Annotated in this window: 2 protein-coding genes; both read right to left on the reverse strand. The window is 75.1% G+C overall.

What is annotated here, in order from left to right; translation table 11 throughout:
- Nucleotides 1-29: 29 nt before the first annotated feature.
- On the reverse strand, nt 30-515 hold the full coding sequence (locus FRW57_RS21715) for an NUDIX hydrolase (RefSeq protein WP_137119523.1): 486 nt from the start codon (nt 513-515) through the stop codon (nt 30-32).
- A 117-nt stretch (nt 516-632) separates the two neighbouring features.
- Nucleotides 633-1,208: a mannosyltransferase YkcB-related protein gene (locus FRW57_RS21720; protein ID WP_203230485.1), complete on the reverse strand. Its 576-nt coding sequence runs from the start codon at nt 1,206-1,208 to the stop codon at nt 633-635.
- Nucleotides 1,209-1,305 lie beyond the last annotated feature (97 nt).

Raw genomic sequence — 1,305 nt, forward strand, 5'->3', positions numbered from 1 at the left:
CGAGCAGGCGGACGCGGGCGCGGGGGCGCTCACGCGTGGCCCGCGAGGCGCTGCCAGGCCGCCTGGGCGATCCGCCGTTCGTTGGGGAAGGTGAGCTGTTCGTGCACCTGGTCGAGCGGGAACCATGCGGCGTCGATGGCCTCGTGGTCCGGGTCGTTCTCGATGGTGAGCTCGCCGCCCGTGGCCTCGAGCAGGTAGTGGTGGACCATCTTGTGGATCCGCCGGTCGTGCGTGGAGAACCAGTAGTCGATGGTGCCGAGCGTGATCAGGACCCGGCCCTGGATGCCGGTCTCCTCCGCGACCTCACGCGCGGCGGTCTGCTCGAGCGTCTCACCGGCCTCGACGTGTCCCTTGGGCAGGCACCACTCGACCCGGCCGGCCCGGTTGCGCCTGGCGATGATCGCGATCCTCGCCAGACCCTGGTGCACGTCGATGACCACGCCGCCCGCGGAGGTCTCCTCGACGGACGGCAGCCGGCGAGGCGGCCGCGTCGGTCGGGGGGCGGGGCGGTCCATTCCGTCACTGTAGCCAGACAACCTTCGGCCGGGAGACGCCCTCGCGGTCGGCGGAGGCCGAGCGGCGCGCCGACGTGGCCGGACGCGGGTGTGGGGGACCGGGGGTGTCCTCGGGCGTCAGCCGCCGGTCAGGTCGTAGAAGGTCCGGCCGCCGATGGCGCGGGCGGGGAAGGTCGCGTGCACCCAGGCGCGGATCAGGTCGGCTGAGCTCGTCCGGCTGCTGGCCGGCCGCCGTCCGTCGGTGAAGAAGTGGATGCGGTGCGCGGCGACGTCGGCTTTGAACCGCGCCAGGGTGGGGCTCGGGTCGGTCCCGTAGTAGCCCCCGACCGGCATCACCGGCACGCCACCCGCCAGCTGCAGCCCGGCCGCGTCGACCGAGCCGACGGTGGCCGCCGCCCAGGTGTAGCGGCCGGCTCCGCGGGTGAGGGCGCGAACCACCACGGGCGGGGGCGGTGCAGGGGCGGTGACGGACACCGGCGCGGATCCCGACACGGAGGCCGGGGGCCGCCCGAAGACGCCGGTCGGATGAGGGCCCGCCGCGGGTGTCGGCCCCGTGTGCGGGGGCTCGAGGGTGGCCACCCCGTATGCCGTGGGCCCGGCCAGGACCGCCACGAGCCCCAGACAGGCTGCCACCCTGACCCGGTGCCCGCGGACGGGCTGGTCGGTGCGCGGGCCACGGAGCGTGAGCAGCATCGCCGCGCCGGCGAGCCCGACGGGCAGCACGGCATACCGCAGCCAGGGCAGCCATCAGGGAGTTCGGGCGAGGACCACCGCGGTGCGCAGCGTGCTG

The sequence above is a fragment of the Segeticoccus rhizosphaerae genome, assembly GCF_009192725.1.
Classification (GTDB): Bacteria; Actinomycetota; Actinomycetes; order Actinomycetales; family Dermatophilaceae; genus Segeticoccus; species Segeticoccus rhizosphaerae.

Excerpts from the sequence above, each read along its gene's own strand:
- FRW57_RS21715 (WP_137119523.1), bottom strand. The coding sequence starts at position 515 with ATGGACCGCCCCGCCCCCCGACCGACGCGGCCGCCTCGCCGGCTGCCG.
- FRW57_RS21720 (WP_203230485.1), bottom strand. The coding sequence starts at position 1,208 with ATGCTGCTCACGCTCCGTGGCCCGCGCACCGACCAGCCCGTCCGCGGG.